At 46.3% G+C, this 18018-nt stretch carries 15 protein-coding genes and 1 pseudogene; 9 read left to right on the plus strand and 7 right to left on the minus strand.

The window, feature by feature from the left end; all coding sequences use genetic code 11:
• Positions 1–114 precede the first annotated feature (114 nt).
• Together QT984_RS02655 and QT984_RS02660 are read left to right on the plus strand one after the other, a co-directional pair.
• Positions 115–306: pseudogene (locus QT984_RS02655) on the plus strand (ATP-binding protein); the annotation flags it as partial.
• 278 nt (positions 307–584) lie between these two features.
• Entirely contained in the window at positions 585–2018 is a 1434-nt protein-coding gene (locus QT984_RS02660) for a transposase (protein ID WP_333052407.1), read from the plus strand.
• Positions 2019–2043: 25 nt separating this feature from the next.
• Here QT984_RS02660 and QT984_RS02665 read toward each other — a convergent pair whose 3' ends face one another.
• The 5 genes from QT984_RS02665 to QT984_RS02685 form a co-directional block, all read right to left on the minus strand.
• Entirely contained in the window at positions 2044–3105 is a 1062-nt protein-coding gene (locus tag QT984_RS02665; RefSeq protein ID WP_333052406.1) for a pentapeptide repeat-containing protein, read from the minus strand.
• Positions 3106–3962: 857 nt separating this feature from the next.
• Positions 3963–4151, minus strand: coding sequence for a hypothetical protein (locus tag QT984_RS02670; RefSeq protein WP_333208433.1), 189 nt, complete (start codon positions 4149–4151; stop codon positions 3963–3965).
• Positions 4152–4597: 446 nt separating this feature from the next.
• On the minus strand, positions 4598–5809 hold the full coding sequence (locus QT984_RS02675) for a histidine kinase (protein WP_333052403.1): 1212 nt from the start codon (positions 5807–5809) through the stop codon (positions 4598–4600).
• 391 nt (positions 5810–6200) lie between these two features.
• Positions 6201–6683 carry a BON domain-containing protein gene (locus QT984_RS02680; protein ID WP_333052400.1) on the minus strand — a complete coding sequence of 161 codons (483 nt, stop codon included), beginning with the start codon at positions 6681–6683 and terminating at the stop codon, positions 6201–6203.
• 480 nt (positions 6684–7163) lie between these two features.
• Positions 7164–7718, minus strand: coding sequence for a hypothetical protein (locus QT984_RS02685; RefSeq protein ID WP_333052397.1), 555 nt, complete (start codon positions 7716–7718; stop codon positions 7164–7166).
• Positions 7719–7787: 69 nt separating this feature from the next.
• Between QT984_RS02685 and QT984_RS02690 the strand changes: the two genes are divergently transcribed.
• A complete protein-coding gene (locus QT984_RS02690; RefSeq protein ID WP_333052395.1) occupies positions 7788–9188 on the plus strand; it encodes an S-layer homology domain-containing protein in 1401 nt (466 codons plus the stop codon).
• A 643-nt stretch (positions 9189–9831) separates the two neighbouring features.
• Positions 9832–10866, plus strand: coding sequence for a histidine kinase (locus QT984_RS02695; RefSeq protein WP_333052393.1), 1035 nt, complete (start codon positions 9832–9834; stop codon positions 10864–10866).
• Positions 10867–11165: 299 nt separating this feature from the next.
• Here QT984_RS02695 and QT984_RS02700 read toward each other — a convergent pair whose 3' ends face one another.
• Both QT984_RS02700 and holA read right to left on the minus strand, forming a co-directional pair.
• Positions 11166–12155 (minus strand): hypothetical protein, encoded by a 990-nt coding sequence (locus QT984_RS02700; RefSeq protein ID WP_333052389.1) that lies wholly within the window; start codon positions 12153–12155, stop codon positions 11166–11168.
• A 229-nt stretch (positions 12156–12384) separates the two neighbouring features.
• Positions 12385–13362: a DNA polymerase III subunit delta gene (gene holA / locus QT984_RS02705; RefSeq protein ID WP_333052388.1), complete on the minus strand. Its 978-nt coding sequence runs from the start codon at positions 13360–13362 to the stop codon at positions 12385–12387.
• A gap of 176 nt (positions 13363–13538) precedes the next feature.
• On the opposite strand from holA, the gene QT984_RS02710 reads away from it, so the two are divergent.
• The 5 genes from QT984_RS02710 (at position 13539) to QT984_RS02730 (ending at position 17909) form a co-directional block, all read left to right on the plus strand.
• The gene (locus QT984_RS02710; protein WP_333052683.1) at positions 13539–14279 is read left to right on the plus strand and encodes a DUF1868 domain-containing protein; all 741 of its coding nucleotides are present in this window, start codon (positions 13539–13541) and stop codon (positions 14277–14279) included.
• Between the two features lie 409 nt (positions 14280–14688).
• Positions 14689–15993, plus strand: a complete 1305-nt coding sequence (gene cbiE, locus QT984_RS02715) for a precorrin-6y C5,15-methyltransferase (decarboxylating) subunit CbiE (RefSeq protein WP_333052384.1) — start codon at positions 14689–14691, stop codon at positions 15991–15993.
• Positions 15994–16194: 201 nt separating this feature from the next.
• A complete protein-coding gene (locus QT984_RS02720) occupies positions 16195–16350 on the plus strand; it encodes a hypothetical protein (protein ID WP_333373085.1) in 156 nt (51 codons plus the stop codon).
• A 14-nt stretch (positions 16351–16364) separates the two neighbouring features.
• On the plus strand, positions 16365–17063 hold the full coding sequence (locus QT984_RS02725) for a hypothetical protein (protein ID WP_333052382.1): 699 nt from the start codon (positions 16365–16367) through the stop codon (positions 17061–17063).
• A gap of 3 nt (positions 17064–17066) precedes the next feature.
• The gene (locus QT984_RS02730; protein ID WP_333052380.1) at positions 17067–17909 is read left to right on the plus strand and encodes a DUF1822 family protein; all 843 of its coding nucleotides are present in this window, start codon (positions 17067–17069) and stop codon (positions 17907–17909) included.
• Positions 17910–18018 lie beyond the last annotated feature (109 nt).

Genomic DNA, 18018 nt, shown 5'->3' on the forward strand with positions numbered 1-18018 from the left:
TATTGATTTTTAAGTCTCAAACCTTTTAACCATAGCACGGTGTCAAAAATTTTGCAAGTATGTTTCCCAAAGAAAGATGAAGATTAGGAGGATGGAGCTCTAAATCGTAAATTTGGGGGTTTGGGATTGGGGCTGGCGCGCGCGCGTCAACTTGGGGAACTGCACGGCGACAGAATTTGGGTTGAGAGTAGGGGTGAAGGACAGGGAGCCACCTTCACCGTTGAACTTCCCCTCTTGCATACCGCGAATCCGGTTGAAGAAGTTGCCGCTGGGGCTGAAGCTCGAAAAGTTTTGAGTTTTAAATGAAAGATTATTTAACTCCCAGCCGGGAAGTCCCTCGGTATATTTAGAGGGGATTAATCTGAGCGCTCGCGAAGTACCCCGACTAAATTACCGCAGGGATGTCCAGAAGCGTTGGGTGGAGGAACGGAAACCAACAATTAATCTCGCCTATCACGAATCAATCTTCGGGAACATCTTGATTTTAGATGCTTTTTCCAAGTGTTGAAATAATAATTTTTGGGGTGGCATTTTGGACGTACATAAACTATACTATTCAAAGGTCGAAAACAGGAAGTTTAGAAATGCAACTCACTTACAAATACCGCCTCAAACCCACGAAAGCTCAATCAACAACGATTGTGGCTCACTTAGAACTTTGTCGGCGGCAGTACAACTACCGATTAGGCGAAAGATTCAGGTGGTGGGAAACCACGAGAACACCCATAAACGCTTGTCCCTTGATTGTTTCGATAGTCCCCGTTGAGGAGATTTATCGAAATATTCCTTTGACGAGAGTCCAAACTAGGGATGGCAGGAAAAAGGATGAATCAGGCAATCCTTTGACTAAAAAAGGTGATGTTTTCTCAAACATTGAAGGCGGATATGTACAGTGGCAGACAATTCAACTTGCTGACTTGAAAAACACAAAAAAACTGTTTCCTGATTACAAAGTGTTGGATTCTCAGGTTTTGCAAGATGTGGTCAACAGAGTTGAAACTTCCTTCTCAAACTTCACCACGCCCGATAAAAATGGCAATCGTAGAGGCAAGCCCAGATTTAAGGGGCTTCACTACTACAAATCCTTCACTTATCCTCAGTTAGGCAATTTAGATATTATCAAGGATGAGCAAAACAGGATTTGTATTGACCTCGCGAAAATAGGTCAAGTGCCGATGGTTTTCCATCGTCCAATACCAACTGGTTTTAAAGTTAAGACGGTTACAGTCATCAGAGAAGCGGATGGGTGGTATATTGCATTGACGCTAGAAGATAAGACGGTTCCCGTAACGGTTGCAGAAATTCAACCGACTGACAAAAACACTCTTGGTATCGACTTAGGAATAACAAATTACGCCTATCTTTCCAATGGCGAAAGAGTTGAGAATCCTAGATTCTTGAGAAAGTCAGCCCAAAAACTGGCAAGGCTTCAAGCGAAATTAGCCAAAAAAGTCAAGGGTTCTAAGCCTTGGAAAATTATCAAGGATAAGGTTTCCAGACTCCATCAATTCGTTGCCAGAGCCAGATTGGATTTCCAATTCAAAACGGCACATGAGCTGTTCGGTAAGTGTGATGTTTTAGTTGTTGAAGACTTGAGTGTCAAAAACCTGACTAGACGCGCCAAACCCAAGACTGATATTGAGGATGGCAGTTTGGTTTATTTGCCAAACGGTCAGTCGGCTAAAAGCGGTTTGAATAAATCCATGCTTGATGCTGCTCATGGGCAATTTACTAACGTCCTCAAGTATGTCGCTTGGAAGCTAGGCAAAAGCGTTTTGTTTATTGACCCGAAGGGAACTTCCCAACATTGCTGGAACTGCCTCAACAAAGTACCGAAAGAATTATCGGAGCGGTGGCATTCTTGTCAGTGTGGAGAATCATTAGATCGAGACGAAAACTCAGCCAAACTCATAAGAAAGATTGGTCTGAATTACGAAAGTGGCGGGGGAACTCCGTCACTCAAAAAAGCCTTTGAAAAAAAGGAAAAAGAAGCCTGCGGTCTAACTGTACCCAGTTGACCGTCAGGTTAGTTCACTCAACTCATCAATCCCGGCTGTGAGTAGCTCCATTCGGCAAAATCGCCCCGCCCAAAGCTGCTTCATTCAAATTATCAACATTCAAGCTTGCCCCAATCAAATTAGCCTCGGACAAATTAGTTCCTGTCAAATTCGCCCCTGTCAGAGAACTTAGGAGCAAACCCGCTCCCGACAAATTGGCGTGACTCAAATTCGCCCCCCGCAAATCCGCTTCCAGCAAGCTAGCACCTGCCAAATTCGCACCGCTCAAGTTAGCTCCCCGTAAAGAAGCTTTGTTCAAATTCGCAGCCCTCAAATCAGCATTGTGCAGAATCAAACCATTTAAATTAGCTTTACTTAAATTAGCTCCCTGCAAGTCAGCCCCGCTCAAATTAGAGCCATTTAGATTGGCCGATTGCAAATCAGCACCGCTCAAGTCAGCACCGCTCAAATTAGCAGCGCTAATAGAAGCCTCCCGCAGACTTGCTTCGCTCAAACAAGCCCCAACCAAATTGACGCCGCTGAGATTTCCGCGATTGAGATAAGCCCGAGTTAAAGTTGCTCCGCTCAGGTTCGCCCCGGTCAAGTCTACCTCGCTGAGAATGGCTCTCGTCAAATTTGCTCTGCTTAAGTCAACCCCGCTCATAATTGCTCGGCTCAGCGTCGCCCCGCTCAAATTAGCCTCAGTTAGTTTTGAGCCGCTTAGCAAACAAGCTCCTACTAAACTCGCTCCCGTCATAACCGCTTTGCTCAAGTCAGCCTGAGACAATATTGCTCCGCTGAGATTGGCGCCGCTAAAATCTGCGGAGATCGCCACAGTTCCAGTGAAACTAGAACTTCCCAGGTTGGCTTCAATTAATTTCGCCTTAGACAAATTAGCTCCGCTCAAGTCGGCGGCGTTTAAATTAGCTCCAATCAGTTTGCTTCTAATTAAGTTGGCACCTTTCAAATTAGCGTTGCTCAAATTTGTTCGACTGAGATTAGCTTCACTCAAATGAGCTGCAATGAGGTTAGCTCCTCGAAAATCTCGTTCCCCGTTTCTATGTCTAATTAAAAGTTCATCGGCACTTAAAAGTTCAGTGAAATTCATAAAAAAATTGAGTGAGTTTCCTTAATTTCTCGATGTTCTATGTTGTGTGAAAGTTTGTACTATCGTGTTTGCCAGTCAGTTTTTTAAACTAATACTGCCACATTAACAATTGTCAAAACTGCTTGATTCCTACCATCACCCTGCTCTCATAGTTATAATTTACGAAAATAAACCGGGTTCTGGTATAATCTGAGGTTGGCTAGCGCGGAAGTTATGAAAAAACCGCGTTTCTCGCCGCCTGTAAGTCCTGTAAGTATTATTTGGCTAGTAATTATTTAGCCGTTGATGTTAGTTGTTAATTGTTAGTTTTATTTATACTAACTGCTAACCACTAATATTACCTGCTAACTAATTACCAAAATACCGAGAAGTTGTCGATCGATCTTGTAAAGATAGATCGAATATTTGGGGTATTGCTGGCGGCATCCGCGCCGCATTCTGACCGGAAAAATTGCTGGTACTGGCGATCGAATTTATTAGTTAGTGCAATCAAGAAACAAGATATCGGAGCTTCAACCCCAAATGCCTTCTACATAAGTGCCTTCTATCTTCGATCGCCCCTGAAAGCAGAGCTCGGTCAGCTCAGCTAGTTTCACCTCCCCCCACTGTGCTGCGCGCAGCGTGAAATCCAACAGGAAGGCTGTTTCCCTCGGAGTGCTGAGCGAGCAGCAGGCAAAGCAAACAATACGCTGCGCTGAGCCTGAGATTTCGCGAAAAAATTAGCCGCGAGCCATTGTGCTCCCGCGCTGCTGTGCTTGCTGTTAATGTTTACTCGATCCATGAGCGCTTGCGGTTCTAATTTACAGAACACCCGACACCTGACGCGCTCCCGGACATAAAAGCTGTTTCTGGGCTTCTCAAATGTTTCGGTGAGGCATTCCCAGAAAAACTGTATTCCTGTAGCAGGTATTGCCAACGGCAATTCTGCTGCTACAGCTAACTAATGACCAGCCTAAGTCTTGCCCGAAGCCTCCGACAATTATTACTATTCTAATATTTGCCGACCACCGCAGGCATTTCTGGGCGCGCGGGACTGGGTACTTCACCTGTATAAGTTGGTGAAATTAGCCACCCCATAATTAAAGATAGTCGCTCTTTGACTAACTGGGCAATATCTGCTGTAATTTATGTCATCAAATTTGATAATACTGCAGGGTTTGCAATCGAGCTGTAGTGAGTGTTACAGAGTAAAAAACTGCTGCTGATTTAGGCTATAAAAATTAAGGGAGCCCATCGCTCCTCCGGCGCAAAGCCCAGCTCACGGATTGAGCCCCTAATCCAAATTAAACTTTTGACAGGGAGCTTTTTTAACTTTCCAGAACAAAACAAAAGCCAGCTTTCAGAGAAAAAGCCGACTTTTGAGATAATTTTACCGACGAAGCGTAAAACCGCTAGCTCGCCACTGTTGCTTGGATCGCTTTCTACAATCCGAGTGCGCGAGTGCGACTACCCTGCAGAAAGTAGAAACCATACCCAAACAAAGTCTGAATGATTAAATCCGACGGTTGCCCGTAACGCCCTGATTGGGATCGTAAATACCAGGCGTAGTATCAACCCCTGGAGTGCCCGGTGCGCCGTAATCAGCGCGAGCACTATCGACGCTGGGATTATAGTCGTAGGTGTTCCAATGTTGAATACCTCCGCGGCTCAGAATGCTTTCGGCTTTAGCGACTTCTGCTTCGCTGCCGTCAACCAGTACCAAGTAATCTCCTCTGGCCACGCGATCGTTGTATACTTTAGCTTCCTCTTCGGGAATTCCCATACCGACTAAAGCTCCGATCAAGCCCCCTGCTGCCGCACCCAAAGCTGTACCGGCAAGTGTAGTGGCGATCGCCGTAGCTGAGGCTCCTGCCAGCATAATCGGCCCGATGCCCGGAATTGCCACTAGGCCCAGACCTACCAACAAGCCTGTCAAACCGCCCAAAGTGCCACCGGTGAGGGCGCCTTTTGTGGCCCCTTCATCGGCCTTGTTGTCCGTGCTGTCGTGCACGTCAATGCCTGCGATGTCGCCCTTGGAGTCAGCATCCTTAGCGATGACCGAAACCCGATTCATGTCGAAACCGGCAGTTCTCAGTTCTCCCAGTGCGTGTTCCGTCTCGTGGCGGCTTGAAAATACTCCCACGGCGCGCTTCTGGCGACCAGAAGCTCTGCGGCCGGTGTCTGCTGGCACATCGTAAATGCCCCAATCCTGAATGCCCCGCACGCTCATAATTCCTTCGGCTGTGGCAAGTTCGGCATCTGTACCTTCTACGAATACCAAATATTCTCCGCGCGAGACGCGATCGTTATAAGCTTTAGCTTTATCTTCGGGAACTCCCAAACCGACCAAACCGCCGACCAAACCGCCTGCTGCAGCCCCAATCGCGCCTCCGACTACAGTATCTGCCAGCAGAGTTGCGATCGCACCCCCCGCCATCACCGGGCCAACTCCCGGAATCGCTAGCGCTCCAATGCTTCCGAGTAACCCAATCAAACCGCCCGTCACGACTCCCGCTGTCGCCCCTGCTTTGGCGCCACCACCGACTTTCTCGTCGGTACTCTTACCAGCGCTAGCGCCCGCAATTTCGCTGTTATCTAGCTTTTCCGCAACTACCGAAACTTTATTCATCGGAAACCCGGTACTTTGCAGCTCCATCAGGGCTAGTTCCGTATCTCGGTAATTAGAAAATGCTCCTACAGCTCGCTTGTGTTGACCTAAAGCCATTTTTTTTCTCCTGAAAAATATACTACTTTTACACAACCACAGAATTTATGCTCTGCCATCAATCACATTTAGTCATTTTTTCCCAACAATTTTCATCGGTCGCTGGGAATAACTTCCCACTCTATCTTCAGGTTGGTTTCCCACTCTTTTTCCGGGATGGGAAATCGGAAATTGGGAAGGGGAAGTTGCAGGTATTGCGTGAGTTTTGAATGGGTGAATTTAAAATTCAATTTAAACTCTTTCACTTTAAAACCCAGCTCTCCCTAGATAGTCACCTAAGCATTGTAATCTGCTCCGCAAGCAATCTTACAATGCCAAACTTTACCCTCTTCCCTCAGACTTCTCTCCTACTAGATAACTACATCTTTCCCTCGGACTTCTTCCGGCTCATTTATTGATTGCTGCTAGGCGATGCGGGTGCAGCGGGGGCGACAACAGCCGTAACATTCACATCTTTGACACCCTTAATCTCTTTAGCTAGCGGCTCAATTTTAGCTAGATCAGTTTGATTGGGAACTGTGCCACCTACGGTGACAAGCCCGTCTTTGGCCTCCACAGTTAGCTGACCTTTAGTGATGTTTACTTCTAACTTGGACCGCACTTCACTTTGCAGGTCGCCATCGGCTCTTATGGCATCGCCTCCCGTCACATTGTTGCGCTGTTCTCTGGCCCTAATATCAGAATTTGCTTGGTTTTGGCGAATCTGGCTAGTGGCGTCACCCTGAGTTTTTTGAACTGTCTCGGCTGGGGGCGGGCTAGTGGTATTTCCTGTGGCCGAATTAGGAGCATCAGCGCTCGTTTTAGCCACGTCGCTGCAAGCAGCACCTCCAAATAATAGGATGCCGCTGAGGAGAATTGGTGTTAATTTGTTCATAATAGGTTAATACCCTCCGGGTAAGCTTTCTATGAGGCTGACTTAGTTGAGCCAGATGGGAGCGAGATGGAGCAAGACAGCATCTTTGTTTGTGCTTTCTGGTTTGTGCTTTCTGCAATTTAAAAATCCTTATATCAAATATATAAACTTGAGCAAGTATCTACATCGCTCCACGGGTGTAAAATTTATCTATGTCGTTAGATAGAGTACAAAAAATACAATAAGGTATTACGTGAAATCAAGCGTAATTTAGTTCTGACTACATTCTTCCTCAAAAACGCGGTTGATGGGAATCTTTTTTGTTGCCCAAGTCAAGATTTTCCTGAACACCCAGTTGCCAAGCATAAGTTTTATTAATAAATTAGATAACCGCTCCCCACTCGTTTTTCTCTCTTTCCTGGAATCTGTGACTTATTCCTTCAACATTTCTCCGTTAAATCCGTTAAATATCGTACACTACCCATTACCCAACTTCCTGCTTCAAAATAAACGAAAAGAGTCGAGAAATTTTTGAGCATTTTCGGGTTCTGAGGTAGTGGCTACCAGCCCATAAACGCGCGTTTCTACCAAAAAAACTTGACCTACACCTACAGGTTCAGTAGGGGAAAGTGGCTGAAACTCAAACTCTTTTCCCGGATAGCCTCCGAGGGAAATATCCCGCACTTGCAAGACTTTAGCATTCGCCCCTACGACGAAAAAATCAACTGCACTATTTAAAGTTATTCTGATATTATTGATATTATTGTTAGTCAGGCGAAAATCTAGGTCAAAGTATTGAAGCAAATAAGTTTCTTTGTTTTTAAAGTTCGATCGGTATGTATGAGCAATAATTTGATTTGAAAAAATTTCATAATTAATTTTGGGATTTGCCGGCATATCGATCGCAAACTGACCCATCGCTGAGCAAAATGGCTGCCACTCTGGCATCTGAATGGCTGTCCGCAGCGGGGCTGGTTGAGATGCAGCAGGACGGGCAAACTTGACAGGGTATGAAAGTAATGTAGCAGTAACTAGAAGTAAATACAGAAATTTCATTTGGGTAATAAATATATTTGCCCGATCGATCTGCGCTAGCCTAGAAATATATCCGCAAAGGGGGGATTTATGCTGAATATTATATTTACTCAACGGCGAGGCAACTCTCAAGGACGCTCTAAAATCACTAAAACCAATAAAACTAATATACTCGCTGCTGTAAATACTTGGCTGGCTGTGTGTCTGCTGGCTGCTGTCACAGGTTGTGCAAACAGCCCCAACAGCAAGGCACTTGAAGAATCTTTAGCCGCCGATCCGAAATTAAAACAAAATCCAGTGGTTTTCTCTTCCCCGCCACCAGCGACAGCAATTGAGACAAACTCTACCGCCAAACTTCCTCCCGATTTCCCGACAGAGATTCCACTCTATCCTAACGCTGAGTTAATCGAAGTTACTGGGCAAACCGATCCGTCGCAAAAAAATGTGCGGCTGCGCTGGGAAAGCACAGATCCGGTTAATTCGGTTGGGAACTTTTACTCTACAGAGTTTGGGCGTCGCAACTGGGAAATAGTCAGCCGCCCCACCGCCGAGGGACAAGGTTCTTTGGTAGCAACGCGAGATAATTTACGGGTAACAGTGTCGCTTTCTCCTACTCAAAAAGTAGGGGGTTCTACAGAATTTGCGATCGACTACAGCAAAGAAAGCCCCGAAATTGCCGCCAGTCCCCAACCTAATAATTCCGAGTCTAGCGCATCTCCAACCGCTTCACCAACTCCCTCTAATTCAGAGGGAACTATTCCAACACCATCCGCATCGCCAAAATCAGCACAAGTTAGCCAACTAGACACCCAAATTCCTCAACAGTTGCGGCAGTTTGTGGCAGATTTAAGTCAGTTGGAAGTGCTGAAAGTGCGAACGACCGAAAGTGCTAATTTAGAAAGTGGCCGCACTTTACCCAAACCCAACAAAATTGTCACTCGCCGCGAATACGCCCGCTGGTTAGTAGCAGCTAACAATCAGATTTATGTTAGCCGTCAAGCCAAACAAATTAGATTAGCAGTAGACTCTAGCGAACCGGCTTTTTCTGACGTACCCAAAACTGATCCGGATTTTTCAGCAATTCAAGGTTTAGCAGAAGCCGGTGTAATTCCCAGTTCGCTTTCTGGAGAAACTAAAGATGTGAAATTTCGCCCGGATGCACCTTTAACTCGCGAAACAATGATTCTCTGGAAAGTGCCTTTAGATAGTCGTCAAGTTTTACCGACAGCTAACATTGAAGGAGTGAAAGAAAAGTGGGGTTTTCAAGATGCTTCTAAGATTGATTCCCAGGCGTCGCGGGCAGTTTTAGCTGATTTTAACAATGGAGATTTGGCGAATATTCGCCGGGTTTTTGGTTTTACTACTTTGTTTCAGCCGAAGAAATCAGTCACTCGTGCCGAAGCTGCTGCTAGTTTGTGGTATTTTGGCGTTCAAGATCAGGGATTGTCTGCTAAAGATGCCCTGGAAGCAAAGTCTCCACCTGCTGAGTAGAGTTGTTTGGGGTTGTTAAAAGTTTTGAACACAGCATCTACTTAGCCAAAACAAAGCAACCGGGTTTTTTTTCTGTAAGCAAACCCGGTTTTTGCGTCCAAGACTGACGAAATTGTACCAATTTTTGATTGATCGGCTTGCGATCGCCCCCCACAAAAATTGCAGCTTGAGTTTCTAGGATTTCTGTGAATATGGCTGACCCAGAAACCGACTTTTATCTACGAAAATGCCCAATACAACGCGAGGCATATCCGCTGAAAAACCTTGTTTTTTTAATTTCTATGGGCGAGTCATCGTCAAAATTTATTCCATAAATTATACATCGGCTTTTCTGTCCTTGTGGCCTACCCTAGGGGATAGATTTTTTTTAAATCTTAATTTCTGTATCCTGGCATACAACCGCTGCATTTGGCGGGCAAATTTTCTACATATTTTAACTAATATCGTTTCCGGTTGTATCGGAATGATTTAACCGCAGAGGGCGCTCCAGAACGCAGAGGGAGAGAATACACAGAGGAATAATTCCGATGCTACCGGATTTGATATAACACGTTGTTCAAAACTCTCAGTAGGATTCCGGATGGCTTAGCGGCCTTAACGATAAATGAAATACAGTGTTTGAGCTCTTGGAGAGCATTTTTTAATGTACGATATTACCTTATTTACCCCGCAAGACATGGCGAAATGCAGCTTAGTCCTGCGCCAGTTCGGTAGAAATACTGCTAGTATGGAAGCCAGCAGCCAGAAGATTGTTAACTATATTTACCGACATTTTTGCGATTCGCAAACTGGAGAAAATACCTGTGCTTTAGTGCGTTTGTTCAAAACTCATCCCTACGGGGAGTTAGAAGACTCATTGCAACAATCCGCGCGCCGCTTGATGAAGGGCAATTCCCCCGCCGCCGACATGAAATGTTGGACTCTGCTAGCAGCCGCAGGCACAGAACCGCAGTGGAATTCTCGGCACACCGCAGCAGACAATACAGCTATTCCATTAGTTAGCACAAAATTAGTGGCTCAAATGCCGGCGATTTCGGAAATAATCCGGCAGTTTGGTTTAGACATTCCTACATTCCTCGGAATAGAGCGAGAAAGGTTCCTGCAATTAGAACCCGCAGTATTAAATATTTTTCACGTATCAGAGGCAAAAGGCAGCCCCTTTATTCCTGAGCAAAATTCTTTAATTATCCCCTACCACGTCAAGTCTGTCTTGGCATTTGGGGGACTTCTGCCGTCAGGAAGTGTGTTTGCGGTAGTGATGTTCCTCAAAGTTAAAATTCCCCAAAGCACGGCTGAAATGTTTAAAGATTTGGCACTTAGTGTCAAAACCGCATTATCTATGCCCGAAAAAAAAAGTGTTTTTGACTATTCAGGAATTTCTAAATTTTTTGTTACTAATAACAATATTGCCGAAACCCAATTACTTGAATATCAGGTGGCTAATCTGATTCAATTGCTGGACTTTTCAGAACAAGAAATGCTCAGACAAGCCGCTCGGTTTCAAGAGACAATTGACAATTTACAGCGCGAACTTGCCGACTACAAAAATAAGGAAGAAGCTTTCAAAGTAAGCCAAAATTCATTTACAGGCATCCTCAATATTCCCAAAGATGCTATTGTGCGCGTAGATAAAAATCAAGGAATTCAGCGTTTTAATCAAGGGGAAGAACAAATTTAAACTAAGCTCTGTGTTTAGGAATGAGAATTAAATAACTTCCACTCTTGAAAGTGGGATGGGCCTAAGAGCCCATCCCACAATAACAATTAAAATTGTAAGTTATTTAATTCGCGATCCTTAGCAACCAGGCTGACGGGGTTGTCACGCCGTCAGAGCAATAGGTAAAGTTAAATGAAATTTTAATAAAATTGAAAAAAGTCAAAAGTAAGAAAGCTTTCAGTAAAAACAAGTTTTTTTACTTTTGGCTTTTGACTTTTGACTTTTAGCACATCGAGTATTCAACTCAAAACTCAAAACTCTTAAGGCGCTGCTGCTGCCCTGCGGTTGGCAACAATCAGGTTAGCCTGATATTCTGCCGCTTTTTGCTGAGCCTTTTGATAGTTAGGGCTGGTTGACGGTACGGCTCTCATGAGCTTAACCGCTTGTTGCCACTGGCTTGCTACTGCGATCCACTCATTTTGAGACTGAGCCGTCTGGGCCGAAATTGCTGCCTTCTGAGCTGTGTTAACGGCTTCCCTCCAAGAGTCAGGCTTAGGCGCGGCGGCTTTTGGTGCAGGTGAGGCTGGAGCTGGGCTTGCTGGCGCTGTAGCAGTGGGAGCGGGTTTTGGTGCAGGGGAGGCTGCCTGTGGGGTGCCCGGAGATGTGGCGGTCGAGGATGCAGCGGCTTTAGAAGGGGGAGATGAGGGTTGGGGGGAGGGGGAAGCAGCTTCGGGGGCTATCGGTTCTGGGTTAGAGTCGCCGAAGGGGAAAGTTTTAGTAAAGAAAAGCCCTGCGATCGCCACCAGAGGTACTAAGATACCCACAGGTATTACCCATTTGGGAAATTGTTTTTTCGGAGGCGGGGCTTGCTCTTCGTCTTCGTCTTCGTCTTCCTCGTCGTCATCTCGATCGAATTCTCCTTCTTGATAATAGTCTTCCTCTTCGGGCTCGACATCATTTAAACCTACAGAGTCGTCAGGCATTCCACTATCCAAGGGGTAAGGCATTGAATTTGCAGGCATCAGATCAATTTCATCTTCCCACGCAGGCTCACCGTCACCTGTTCGACGCCCGTAAACCTTTACAGTGTGAATTGATTCGAGTCCCAGCTTCGTCATGCCGGTGCGGATGAAATCGACCAATACCATTTGATCCGGTACTTTGTCTGCCTCCAGAATTATGTGGAGGCAGCCGTTGTCCCGCGTCACATCGGCGTTGATGCCTTTGGGTTTGAGTGTACGGTTGATGCTAGATGCGATCGCTTTTGGATCGCCTTGCTTGAGCAGTTCCCGCGGGTTGTGTTGTGTCATGGGTAGCGCTCTTTTTTTTGGGGGGGTGGAGAGCCGGCAAATAATATTAACCGATCGGCATTCGGCGGACAATATTTATTTACCACATTAACTTCTACTTTGGCATTCTGAGAGTATTTCTAGTATCTATTGACCTTTTGGCCTGCGATCGGGCATCAAGCACATAGCCACTATCGAAATTTGTTGTAAAAATTTACAGTAAGGGGCCAATTCTGTGCCCTGTCGCGCATCAGCGAAACAAGCTAGAAAGTTCTATAACTTTGGTTTGCAGGGTTGAGATTTCTTCCCGGCCCCGCTTTAAAGAAGCTTCTAAGTCTAGCAGCAAGGGCAAACTTTTTTGCAGTTTTTCTAAGCTGGCGTTCTTGACTTCTTGACGAAAATAGTATACTCGTTTCGGATTGCCTAGTTCTAGAGCTTGAGCAATTTTATCATCGCGATCGCCCGCTTGGATCATCGCCTTTACCCACAGCCAAATCCGAAACTTACCAGTCAAGCCAGCCACAATCCTCAAACCAGGCTCGCTGCGGCCAGTTAAGCCTGCCAATAAATCCAAAGCGGCGGAGGTATTGCCCTCGCGAATCGCATCGGCTAGCTGGAAGGTATTCTGGGCGTGACAGTGTACCAGTGCCGCAACTTCTTCCGGGTTCAGAGGTTGGCTGCGGTTGCCCGCAAACAGCAGCAATTTTTCGAGTTCGCTGTATAGCTGTCTAGTATCGCTGCCAATGGATTCGGCCAAAAGTTCGATCGCCGTGGCGGTCAATTTTACGTTCATTTCGCCTGCGACTTGACGCACCCGCTGGGCTAATTCTTTGTCATTCCAAGGCGGAATCGGTGAAAATTCTCGAAATTCGGCGGACTCTTTCAGTAACTTGGTAGATTTGAGCCGGCTGTCGGGTTTTTTGACGGATGTCAGCAGCAGCACGGTGGTAGGGGGAATCACCGGCAGTGTCCGTTCAAATTGCGCTAACAGTTCAGGAGAGCACTGCTGCGTTACAGTCGTATTTGCCAGCCAGACAAAACGGCTGCCGGTACCGAAGGGCGGCGTTAAGGCTCGATCGAGCCCTTCGACCACAGCGTCGGCCCGATCGGCAATAATCTTGTCATAGTTAAAACTAGCCCAGTTGGGGTCGAGGACTGTTTGGCGCAAACTGGTCACAGCCTGGGCCATCGCAAAGTCGTCTTCCCCCCAAAACAGGTAAATTTGCATAAAGAACGCTCAGTAGCCCAAAAAATCACAGTTGCACGTTCCGCAAGTCCAACATATCCTGAATAGGACTGTTGGAAGCCCGCACCATAATATAAAATTTGGTGTGGGAGTTTGTCACCGCGAGGAAATCAAGATTGGATGATACTTATCAAGCTTACGTAAATCGGGTGGCGCGAATGACGCTGCTGGACTCCTACAAGTCCCAGGTGGAACACATTCAGGAATCTCCAAAATTTAAGCCCGACGAAACTGGCCGCAGAGATCCTGTACCTTTTCCAGGTTATTCGGTGATTACGCCCCCTGCGGGGGAAGATGCGGAAAATGCTGCATTTTATAGTAATTTGCACTCGAGCCAACAACGGCTATTGCAGGAAATAGCGGAGGGTTCGCTCGTGGCACTGCCTCCTGATACCTTCCATTTAACCGTAGCCGATTTGATCTGGAGCAGCGCTTTTCGAGATGCCTCTGATAAAAATCCCGAATTTGAGGAGCAACTGCGCTCGCGCATGGCCGATCGTTTTGCCGCCTGCAAACCCTTGGCGGGCGGCGCTCCCATTCGCTGGATAGTGCTGGGGTTGATGGTGATGACTAGAGCTGTGGGTGTTTGTTTGGCACCGACGGACGAAAACTCTTACAAGCAAATTCTGGAGTTTCGCCGATCGATCTATCAAAATCCCGATTTAATGGCTTTGGGAATCGAACAGCAATATCATTTTACGGCACACATTACTCTGGCTTATTTTGGGGATGTCGGGCCGAACCTTGACCGCGATCGCTTGTGCGCTTTGCTGTCAGAGTTAAACGAGCAATGGCTGGACACGCCCCAAGAACTGTCCGTACACCGAGTGGAACTGCGGAAGTTTGACGACATGACCACCTATCTCCGGCAACCGGAATGGCCTGTTTTTGAGTTTTAACGAAGGAAGAAGGAAGAGGGAAGAAGGAAGAGGGAAGAAGGAAGAAGGAAGAGGGAAGAAGGAAGAAGGAAGATTTTTTCCCATCTCCCACTCTTCCCATCTCCCACTCTTCCCATCTCCCACTCTTTCGCCCCCTCTCCCCCTCTCCCCTGTGACAATAGTCAGGATATTGGCTATTAAGGGATCAGAATTAAATAAAATCCACTTTTCATGACTGTTGTGGGATGGGCCTAAGAGCCCGCCCAGAAAGGACGGGCTCTTAGGCCCATCCCACAAGAAAAAAGGGAAATTATTTAATTGACGATCCTAAATGCTTTAATTATTTTTGTTTGACATTAAAGTCAAGGAAACAATTTATGAAAAACCAGGAAAAATCAGTAATTCTGGTTTTTTACTTTTTGCTTAAAAAGTGACAGTAAACGTTGTTGGTATAGGTTTAGATGGAGCTGCTGGGCTGAGCGAATCGGCGCGGCAGGTTGTAGAAATGGCCGCTCTGCTAATAGGGAGCGAGCGCCATTTGAGCTATTTTCCCCAGCACGACGGAGAGCGCTGGGCGTTGGAAGATTTGACCGAAGCAATTCTGGAAATTCGGCGCTGGTGGGCGACCCAAGCCGAATTAGAGCCCTCTGCGGGGACGGTGGAACCCCGCGATCGACCGATCGTAATTTTAGTGGCCGGCGACCCGCTGTTCTACGGCTGGGGAAAGTTGTTAATTTCCCAATTGCCGGCAGAAAAATTGACGTTTCACCCCCATGTCAGTTCTGTGCAGTTGGCTTTTAACCGCTTGCAAATCCCTTGGCAAGATGCTCATTGTGTAGGCTCTCAAGGACGCTATTTTGAGGAGCTGACGGCGAAGCTGAAGCTCGGTGTGGAGAAGATTGCGGTGCTGGCGGACGAAGCTCATACTCCGGCTTTACTGGCAAGTTTGGTGAAAGCTCTAGATTTGCCGACACGCTACAAGTTTTGGGTTTGCGAAAATTTGGGGGCTGCCGAGGAACGGGTAAGCCCCAAGTCTCTGGAAGCTTTGCTGGGAGAGTCTTTTGCACCGCTGAGCGTGGTGGTGATGCTGCGGGAACCCCCGCCGGGGACGGAACCTTTGGATTTGGAAAAGTTGCCTTTGTTGGGAATACCGGATGCAGCTTTTATCGGTTGTGGAGATAAGCCGGGTTTGACGGTTGAACGGGAAGTGCGGGTGTTGGTTTTGGCACAATTGGCTTTGCAACCGGGACAAGTTGTCTGGGATGTGGGTGCTGGTAACGGTTCTGTGTCGATCGAGATTGCTCGTTTATTCCCGCAGTCTGAGGTGTATGCGATCGAAAAAACGGTTTCTGGTACTTCTGCGATCGAGTTCAACTATGGCCGTTTTGGGCTGCAAAATGTGTTCTCGATTCACGGAACTGCCCCGGAAATCTTGCACCGCTTGCGTCCTCCGCACCGGATCTTTATTGGCGGTAGTGGCGGAGGGTTGACTAAAATTTTGGGCGTTTGCGCGCTGCGGCTGCTTCCTGGAGGCTCGATCGTGCTGGCTTTGGATGCTTTTGAGGATATTGCTACTGTTTTGAGCTGGATTGGCGATCGGGTGCGTCGGGAACCGCACTGGAGTTACCGAATCGTGCAAGTGCAGTTATCGCGTTCTGTGGCTGGGGGGAATTCAACTCGTTTTGATGCGTTGCGGCCTGTTTCGATTGTGACGATCGATCGACACTTGAATTAATCTGAAATCTGTGATATTCGCGCTTCATCGTCGGGCGTACAATCGAGTCAACATTCAACACTCAACCATCATTCAGTTTTGCGACCCCGAATCAACAATTAACAGTCATGAGGAGTGAAAACCGCAATTGATATAATATCCTGTCCGGTCGAGCGATCGGGATTTTTGTAAGGGCGGGTTCACCAACAATACCTGCCAATAATGGACAATCTCAAAAACCCGCCCCGACCGGGATATTATGGTTTATCGATCGGACACGATCTAACTCTAACTTTTGGGTCTACGCAGAACACAGAGCATCCTTTGGTTAGCGGAGAATCTCCAAGCGGTGCAACAATGATTTTAGAACTCAAATAATTAATTTAACACCTATGGATCAACTGCTGCGCCAACTAATTGAGGAGGTATGCGAGTATCCCCAAAACAGCTCCCAAAGGCGCAAAGCGATGAACCGATTGCTCGCCGAACTGCAGGAACTTCCCGGACTACTGCGATCTGCACATCCCGATTATTTAGACGCCTTAAATAAAACCTGGGTATGGGTGAACAAAAGCATTTGCTCGAACTTCAAGCTTAGCGATCCGAATGTGTCAAGACGACTGCGACAATGGATAAATAGTTACCTAGAGTGGCGCATTAAGGATTTGAATTTACCTTCTCAACCGCCCACCTACAGTTTAGATGCCCTCATAGGAGGCTCAGATACTACAACCGCGTTGCTGGATGTGCTTTCAGAAACAAGTTTTTCCCCTCCTACCCGCAGTGGTTTGGATGGCTATATCGCACTTTTAGAGCAAGAAAATTATCAGAATATTATTCAACAGCTAGAACAATACGTCCAAGAAGACCCCGATGGGAAATTTCGCTCCTGTCATCCTAAAAATCATCCAGAGTGTAACTGTCAAGTGATCACATTAAAGGTGCTGTTTAAAACCACGCCTGACAAGTTTACTGCGATCGCCAAAGAATTTAACATCAACTACCAAACTCTAAAATCACACTGGGAAAGGAACTGTCGCCCCTTGCTCCAAGCGATCGCATTAGAGCTAGGATACACAAGAGAAGATTAAATTATGCAAAGCACAAACCCAACGCTATTGACAGTTCCACTAGGTACTGATGCTCACCGCACCGCTCGAAAATTTGCTGCCGAAACTCTGCAACTCGCTCCTGAATTGACAAAGCATGAGGCTGCCAAACGAGTTTATGTGAATACTTTAGCAGTTTATGTTGTCTATAGTTACCTCAAATGGCAAGCCTACGAACCCGATTTAATTCAAGGCGATAGTTGGCATCCAGTCGTCCGTGCCCAGTGGGATATTGCTGATTTAGTGTTACCAGGGATGGGTAAATTAGAATGCCGCCCGGTTTGGTTTGGAGAAAGTGCGATCGTAGTTCCACCAGCAGCCATAGAAGACAGAATCGGCTATGTAATAGTGGAATTTGGGGAAAAATTAGACTCAGGAAAACTGCTAGGATTTACCCCATCACTGGATAATTCTGCATTGCCAAGCCAGATCCAGATTGCCCAACTCCAAAACTTAGATGATCTGATCGATCATCTCTATCGTCTGGAATTAGGAAATCAGTTTTTGAGAAGTGACGATCCAGTAGCCGTAGAAGTGCGACAACTCTTAGAAACACAAAATTTTACCGAAATTATGGCTCAATTAGAGCGCATTTACCGAACTACTAAACCCATTAAATGGCGGTATGCAGGAGCAGATGTATTAGTCGCTAGTCTTCCTATTAATCCTTATCATCAAATAGTTGAGTCTTCTGCTGAAAAACAGGCTTTTATTGGAGAAATTGGTCGAGAAGAAAAAGTTATCTTCGCAGATTTCCACATCCAACAATTAGCCCAAAAAATGCTAAATAAATTAGCAGGGATTTGGGATGTTGAAACAAAAAATTAAATATTTTTTTCAACAAAGTGAGAACATCCCCATTTTGTAAAAAGCGTTTTTTAGGAATGCGAGTATCATGCTCGCTTGCCTATATATTTGTAACGATACAGATACTTGC

This window comes from Microcoleus sp. Z1_B2, from assembly GCF_036700325.1.
In the GTDB taxonomy this organism is placed as follows: Bacteria; Cyanobacteriota; Cyanobacteriia; order Cyanobacteriales; family Microcoleaceae; genus Microcoleus.